The organism is Massilia sp. LXY-6 (genome assembly GCF_051233485.1).
Classification (GTDB): domain Bacteria; phylum Pseudomonadota; class Gammaproteobacteria; order Burkholderiales; family Burkholderiaceae_D; genus Telluria.
Genome location: NZ_JBKFGF010000062.1, coordinates 1 through 7,183, shown reverse-complemented (window position 1 = coordinate 7,183; position 7,183 = coordinate 1). Strand labels below are relative to the sequence as shown.

Genomic DNA, 7,183 nt, shown 5'->3' with positions numbered 1-7,183 from the left:
GGGCATGTGGGGCTTGCTGCTCGGCGTGCCGGTGGTGGTGGTGATCAAGGTGGTGGCCGAGCGCGTGGAGGGGATGGAGGTGGTGGCGGAGTTGCTGGGCGAATAGGATCGTCCCTACTGCCGTTTCGCCGTCGCCCCCTCCGCGGGGGCGACGTTCTTTCCGTTCAGGCGCTATGGCTGACCGCCACGCCCAGCCGCCGGTCCGGCGCCCCGGCCATGCGGCGGTCGCGCGAGCCCGCGCTGCGGCGCTCGCGGATCCGGCGTTCCGGCCTGCCGTCCGGCAGGTCGCCCAGCGGCGACACTTGTTTTCCTTCCGGCTTCCTCAAGCTGCCCATCTGCAGCGCGTACTGGCGTGCGAACTCCGCGCCGAGGAAGAAGATCTGCGCCGAGTAATACACCCACAGCAGCAGGGCAATCAGGGAGCCGGCCGCGCCGAAGCTGTTGGCGGTGCCGCTGTTGCCGATGTACAGGCCGATGCCGAATTTCCCGAGGGTCCACATGAGCGCCGTGCCGAGCGCGCCGATGGTGACGTCGTGCCAGGACAGCTTCAAGCGCGGCAGCAGTTTGTAGATGGCCCCGAACATGGTGGCGATGACCAGGAAGCTGAAGGCCGAGGCGACCCATCCGAGGATGACGGTGGCGTCATGCCACAAGCCGCCGATGTATTTCTCGGCCACGTTCAGGGCGGCCGAGACGACGAGCGAGGTCATCAGAAGCAAGCCCAGGGTCAGGATCACGCCGAAGGACAGCAGCCGGGTGCGCACCGTCTCCCACCAGCTGGCATCCTTGGGCGGCGGCACCTCCCAGATCTCGTCGAGGCTGTCCTTCAGCTCCGAAAAGGCGGTGGTGGCGCCGATCACCAGCAGCACCGAGGCCACGATGGTGGCGAACAGGCCGCTGTCCTTGTTGCGGGCGCCGGCCAGGATCGCCTGGATGGTTTCCGCGCCCTTCGCGCCGACCAGGCCGCGCAACTGGCCCATCAGCTGGCCCTGCGCGGCATCGGCGCCATAGAAGAACCCGGCGACGGCGATCACCAGCACCAGGATGGGAGCAAGCGAGAACAGGGAATAGAAGGCCAGGGCCGCGCCCTTGCTCGCCGCGCGGTGTTTCATCCATTCCGTCACGGCACAGCGCATCACGTGGACCACTTTGCGCGAAAACGGCAGCCAGTTTTTTACATCCATAACGCTTCCTCCAAATAAGAACGCGCCCGAAGGCGCGTCGAGTGGCCAGCATGGGCCGGACGGCCAACTGGCGCAGGTGCGGGAGCGTGGACGCTCCCGCCAGCCACATTACTGCACGCGGCGTTCGACGGTGATCTGCTCCACCTCGACGCGGCGGTTCGGTGCCAGGCACGCGATCAGTGCCGACTTCTTCTTCTGCTTGCAGTCGGTGACGACCGGGTTCGACTCGCCCTTGCCGTGGGCCTGCAGGCGCTTGGCGTCGACGCCCTTGCTGACCAGGTACTGGCGCACGGCGTCGGCGCGGCGCTGCGACAGCTTCTGGTTGTACTTGGTCGAGCCCAGGCGGTCGGTGTAGCCGACGATGTCGACGTCGGTGATCGACGGATCGGCCTGCAGCGCGGCGGCGATGTCGTCCAGCTTAGGCTGCGGCATCGACAGGGTGGCGCTGTCGAAGGCGAACAGTTCGGTTGCCGACAGGGTCACCTTCTCGAAGCGGGCCGGCGGCGGCGGCGGAGCGACCGGTTCCGGTGCCGGGGCCGGGGCTTGCGCGACCGGAGCCGGTTCCGGGGCCGGTGCCGGGGCGACGTACGGTGCCGGCGGCGGGTTGAAGGCGTAGATCAGGCTGAAGCCGACATACTTGGTGAGGGCCTTCGAGAAGCCGAATTCGTCGTCATGGCGCAGGTTGCTCTTGACCGCACGGGCGTCGAGCTGTGCCGACCAGCGGTCGTTCAGGCTGGCCTGGACGCCCAGGCCGGCGGTGTAGTAAGGCGACCAGCCGGAAGCGTGGAAGCCCGGACGGCTGACGCGATCGCGCTCGCCGCCGGCGCCGACCAGCAGGAACGGACGGATCTGCTGACGCGACAGCATCAGCAGCGCGTCGACACCCACCAGGGTCTGGCGGTAGTTGGTCAGGCTGTTCTCGGCGCGCGCATGGGTGGCGCCGATCTGGATGTCCCACAGCGGATGCACTGCTTTACCGAACTTCAACCCGCCGCCCCAGTCCTTTTCTCCGACGCCGAAGTCATGGTCGGTCTTGATGCCGACGACGGTCGGCGCAATGTACCAAGACGGATTGATGACTTCTTGAGCCAGCGTCGAACCAGCCGAGCAGAGCAGGGCGGCAGCCAGAGCGATCTTCTTCATATTATTCACAGGTAACTCCTATAGGTTGTAAATGTGCTGACATCGCATGCCTAGACAGTGATGTTGTGGTCAAGAATACAAGCCCGTGTTTCCAGGGGTCCGTGCGGTACCGCACCTAGGAATCCGTGTTTGTGACAATTACGCAACACGATAGTTCCAACTTTTGTCTACTCAGCCACAGCCCATGCTTTAAGATGGGCTCATCTTCGCGCAATATCGGCGATATATTACCTAAATGCAAGATACTTGCAGGAAATTTCTTATTTGGTTTGTTTCAATTTGTAATACTTTTAGGGGATTGGCTTCACAATCTTTTATCGTTTGTCCCGGGCATCCAGCCTTGCCCCAGGCATGTTGTTGTCGTGCCTGCCACGAAAACCGTCACGTCCCCCCACTTTTTGCAATTGAACGCCTGCGCCGCGTCAATACGCGGGGCAGATTAATAACTTTGAGAAATTTTCGGCAATGTTGGCTGGCGCACAGAACTTCGGGTCTGACGCAGGCAATCTTGTATCCAGTTAAGCGGAACCGGCCTGTTGTCGAAGGGTCATACAGATAAGACGCCGGTCCAGGCCACACAGAACACAGTCTTTTACATGGAGTAAACCAACATGCATGCAGCGACTCATCACAACGCGGTGCAAGGCGACATCGGCGCAGTGCACACTTCCAGCAACTCTGCACTGATCGAACGAGTCCCCCCGCAGCCGACCGAACGCGCCCCGATCTCCCTGGCGCCGATCGAGCGCGTGCGGTCGACCTCGGCCACCCAGCGCCGTATCGAGAACATGCAGAAGCTGATTGGCGAGCTGCAGACGCATGAGATGCTGGCCGATGAAATCGCCTGGTTCCTCAAGTTTTCGCCGTCGGGCGCCCGCAAGTACATCCGCGACCTGCGCGAAGCCGGCGTGATCGAGCTGGCCCGCTACATCGAAGGCACCGCCACCTACCTGGGCAAGGCCGTGTACCGCATCTCGCCGGATCCGGAGCGCGTCAAGGCCTTCCTGGCCGCGATCTGCCAGCCGAAGCGCGAAGGCGCCGCCCCGCGCAAGGAACGTCCGGGCCTGCGCGAGCAGAGCATGGCCGGCACCGGCCGCCACTTCCACATCCTGGCCGACGACACCCACTACGCGATCCGCGTGAACCGCAGCCCGGTCACCCGCGATCCGCTGGTCGCCGCCCTGTTCGGCCCGGCGCCCGGCCAGGTCGCGAAGTAAGTCTGCATTCGGCACGACCGAATCTGCCCTGAACCCGACCGCGGCCGCGAAGGCGACCGTGGCGCGGGGAAAACGGCACGATGCACGCCACCGCCTTCCCGGCGGTGGCTTTTTTTTTACGGCCCACTTTCCGATTGAAACTCCGATAACAGCTCCCATATCTGGCGGGAAGCGGCAGCCGGCCGCTGTGCCAAGCTCAGGAGATTCCATGTTACCAAGTGCCGATTCGCTGGAAGGAAAGCCCGTTCCCCAGGTCACGTTCAAGGCGCGGCCCGACGACCAGTGGCGCGACATCTCGACCGACGAGTTGTTCAAGGGCAAGACGGTGGTCGTGTTCGCCCTGCCGGGCGCCTATACGCCGACCTGTTCGTCGGCCCACCTGCCGCGCTACAACGAACTGGCGCCGGTGCTGCGCGAAAACGGCGTCGACGACATCGTCTGCATCACCGTCAACGATCCTTTCGTCGTCAACGAATGGCAGCGCAGCCAGGAGGCGGACAACATCACCATGATTCCGGACGGCAACGGCGATTTCAGCGAAGGCATGGGCCTGCTGGTGGACAAGCGCGAGCTCGGCTTTGGCAAGCGCTCCTGGCGCTATTCGATGCTGGTGAAGGACGGCATCATCGACAAGATCTTCATCGAGCCGGACAAGGAGGGCGATCCGTTCGAGGTGTCGGATGCCGACACCATGCTGCGCCATATTAATCCCGAGGCCAGGCCCAGCGAGCCGGTGGTGATGTTCTCCAAGCCCGGCTGCCCCTTCTGCGCGCGCGCCAAGGCCGTGCTGAAGGCGCGCGGCGTCGCCTTCACCGACATCCCGCAGGACCAGAAGATCACCACCAGCGTGCTGCGCGCGGTGTCGGGCGAGATGACCTGGCCCCAGGTGTTCGTGGGCGGCACGCGGATCGGCGGCGCGGATGCCGTCGAGGCGCATTTTGGGCGGTCCGACGGCGCTCCGGCGGCCGGCGCCCCGGCGGCCGCGTGATGGACACTGGCGCCGCCATTGCCTGTGCCGCCATCGCGGGCGGACTGCTGCTGGCATGGGGCCTGCCGCGCTGGCGCCTGCGACGGGCGCTGGCGCGTCCGCTGGCGCCCGCCCAGCTGGCGGTCATCGAGCGCAACGTGGCCCAGTACCGCGGCATGCCGGCGCCGCTGCGCGAACAGCTGCAGCGCCTGGTCAAGCGCTTCCTGCACGAAAAGACCTTTGTCGGCTGCGCCGGGCTCGAGGTGACGGATGCGATGCGGGTGACGATCGCGGCCCAGGCCTGCCTGCTGCTGCTGAACCGCGCAACCGGAGTCTATCCCGGCCTGCACGCGGTGCTGGTCTACCCGGGCGCCTTCCTGGTGCCGCGCAAGCAGGTCGACCCGGGCGGCGTGGTCACCGAGACGCGCCAGGACCTGCTCGGCGAATCCTGGGGCGACGGGCGCGTGATCCTGTCCTGGGACCACGTCAAGCGCGCCGGCCATGCGCCGGAGGGCGCCCAGAACGTGGTGCTGCACGAGTTCGCGCACCAGCTCGACAGCGAATCGGGCAGCACCAACGGCGCGCCCATCCTCGGCAGCACGGAAAGCTATCGGCGCTGGTCGGCGACGCTGTCGCGCGACTTCGAACTGCTGCGCCGCGATACGTCCTGGGGCTACCGCGACGTGCTCGATCCCTACGGCGCCAGCAGCCCGGCCGAGTTCTTCGCGGTCGCCACCGAAAGCTTCTTCGAGCAGCCGCATGCGTTGGCGGCGCGCCATCCGGAACTGTATGCGGAGTTCGAGCGCTATTTCCGCGTCGATCCGCGCGACTGGTTCCCGCAGCCGCAGTGGGAGGAACCGGAGCCGCACGGCGTGGTCTACGGCCAGTGGCAATAGAGCGCGCTCCTGGCTGGGCGGTACTGAGCTGCGTGCGTTTGCGTACAGAGGCGCCGCCGCCTGGCGCGCATGCTCTGCCGTACTGACGAATCCAGGAGGGTTGCACATGTCCATGATCATTGCAGGGCACTTCCAGCTTCAGGAGGACGTCGAGCGGGCGCGCCGTGCGCTGCTCGACGCCGGTTTCGCTGGCGAACGCATCAGCGGCTTCTACCTGAGCCAGCCCGGCCAGCACGACCAGACCCCGATCGGCGGCGACCACATGGAGTCGCCGGGCGCCAGGGAAACGCCGGAAGGCGTGGCGAAGGGGGCGGGCGCGGGCGCCGCGGTCGGCATGGTGGCGGGTGCGGCGACCTCGCCGATCACGGGGCCGCTGGGGCCGGTGGTCGGCGGCCTGGTCGGCGCCCACGTCGGCTCGTTGTTCAGTTTTTCCAAGATGAAGGAAGCCGGCGAGCGGGAAGAGGGCGGCGGCGCGCCGCTCGAGAACCGCCATGCCGGCATGCTGATCGCGGTGGCGTTCGACGACCCCGGCCTGGAGGCGCAGGCGGTGGATATGCTGCGCCGCCTCGGTGCCACCCAGATCGAGCGTGCCCGCGGCAATATCGTCGACGGCGACTGGGCCGACTTCGATCCGGGCAGCGCTCCCGATATTATCCACTGAAGCTGCAAGCTGGCGGAGCAGTAACATCCTTGAGCTTTGTCAAGGTTGGGCTGCTTGGCGCTCCTAGACTCGGTACTTCGCGCCGCGCACTCTGCGCGGCTTTACCGACGACAGGACGACAATCATGCACGATGAAAAAGCAACTTCAAGAGTAGCCCTGGTGACGGGCGGAATGGGTGGACTGGGCGCGGCCATCTGCCGGCGCCTGCGCGATGAAGGTTTCCGCGTGGCGACGACGTATTCGCCCGCCAATCCCACGCCGGAGGCCTGGCTGTCGGCCCAGCGCGACGACGGCTACTACTTTCAGGCCTACAAGGTCGACGTCGCCGATTACGGCGACTGCGAGTGGATGATGCAGAAGCTGCTGGCCGAGATGGGCCGGCTGGACGTCCTCGTCAACAACGCCGGCATCACGCGCGACCGCAGCCTGCGCAAGATGGGCGTGGCCGACTGGCAGGTCGTGCTGTCCGCCAACCTCGACAGCGTATTCAACCTGAGCAAGCAGGCGATCGAGCCGATGATGGCGCGGCGCTGGGGCCGCATCGTGAACATCTCGTCGGTCAACGGCCAGCAGGGCGCCTTCGGCCAGGTCAACTACGCCGCCGCCAAGGCCGGCATGCACGGCTTCACCAAGGCGCTGGCGCTGGAGATGGCGCGCCACGGCGTTACTGTCAACACGGTTTCGCCGGGCTACCTGCGCACCCGGATGGTCGAAGCGGTGCCGCAGGACGTCCTGAACGACAAGATCCTGCCGCAGATTCCGATGGGCCGCCTGGGCGAGCCGGACGAGGTGGCGGGCCTGGTGGCCTATCTGGTGTCCGAGGCCGCCGGCTTCATGACGGGCGCCAATCTAGCCATCAACGGCGGCCAGCACATGTACTAGAGCGCTGACAAACCTCATGGCGGCGTTGCACCGTCTCGCCGTACTTGCGTACTGTCTTCGTGGTCCGCCACCGCGGCGGTGCGTCGGGCGGCCGCATCCCTTGCCCTGAGGCTCGTCAGACGTACATGGACGCCCCCTGTTTGCCAAGCACTCAATTCGTGACAGCGTGAAGGTAAAGATTGCACCCGTACATTCGGACTTTGTATGCGACGATTTGCCGCGGTCCCTGATG

7 protein-coding genes are annotated in these 7,183 nt (G+C 65.6%); 5 read left to right on the top strand and 2 right to left on the bottom strand.

All coding sequences use genetic code 11. The features are described 5' to 3' along the window. Positions 1-164: 164 nt before the first annotated feature. Positions 165-1,184 (bottom strand): YihY/virulence factor BrkB family protein, encoded by a 1,020-nt coding sequence (locus tag ACI48D_RS23220; protein WP_435573605.1) that lies wholly within the window; start codon positions 1,182-1,184, stop codon positions 165-167. Positions 1,185-1,292: 108 nt separating this feature from the next. Next, the gene (locus ACI48D_RS23215; protein WP_435573604.1) at positions 1,293-2,327 is read right to left on the bottom strand and encodes an OmpA family protein; all 1,035 of its coding nucleotides are present in this window, start codon (positions 2,325-2,327) and stop codon (positions 1,293-1,295) included. A 611-nt stretch (positions 2,328-2,938) separates the two neighbouring features. Here ACI48D_RS23215 and ACI48D_RS23210 point away from each other — a divergent pair. The 5 genes from ACI48D_RS23210 (at position 2,939) to phbB (ending at position 6,951) form a co-directional block, all read left to right on the top strand. Continuing rightward, positions 2,939-3,544, top strand: coding sequence for a winged helix-turn-helix domain-containing protein (locus tag ACI48D_RS23210; protein WP_435573603.1), 606 nt, complete (start codon positions 2,939-2,941; stop codon positions 3,542-3,544). Between the two features lie 208 nt (positions 3,545-3,752). Next, positions 3,753-4,532 (top strand): glutathione peroxidase, encoded by a 780-nt coding sequence (locus tag ACI48D_RS23205; protein ID WP_435573602.1) that lies wholly within the window; start codon positions 3,753-3,755, stop codon positions 4,530-4,532. Then, positions 4,532-5,407, top strand: coding sequence for a zinc-dependent peptidase (locus ACI48D_RS23200; protein WP_435573601.1), 876 nt, complete (start codon positions 4,532-4,534; stop codon positions 5,405-5,407). Before ACI48D_RS23205 ends, ACI48D_RS23200 begins: the two co-directional genes overlap by 1 nt. A 106-nt stretch (positions 5,408-5,513) precedes the next feature. Then, entirely contained in the window at positions 5,514-6,068 is a 555-nt protein-coding gene (locus tag ACI48D_RS23195) for a hypothetical protein (protein WP_435573600.1), read from the top strand. A gap of 124 nt (positions 6,069-6,192) precedes the next feature. After that, positions 6,193-6,951, top strand: a complete 759-nt coding sequence (phbB, locus tag ACI48D_RS23190) for an acetoacetyl-CoA reductase (protein WP_435573599.1) — start codon at positions 6,193-6,195, stop codon at positions 6,949-6,951. Positions 6,952-7,183 lie beyond the last annotated feature (232 nt).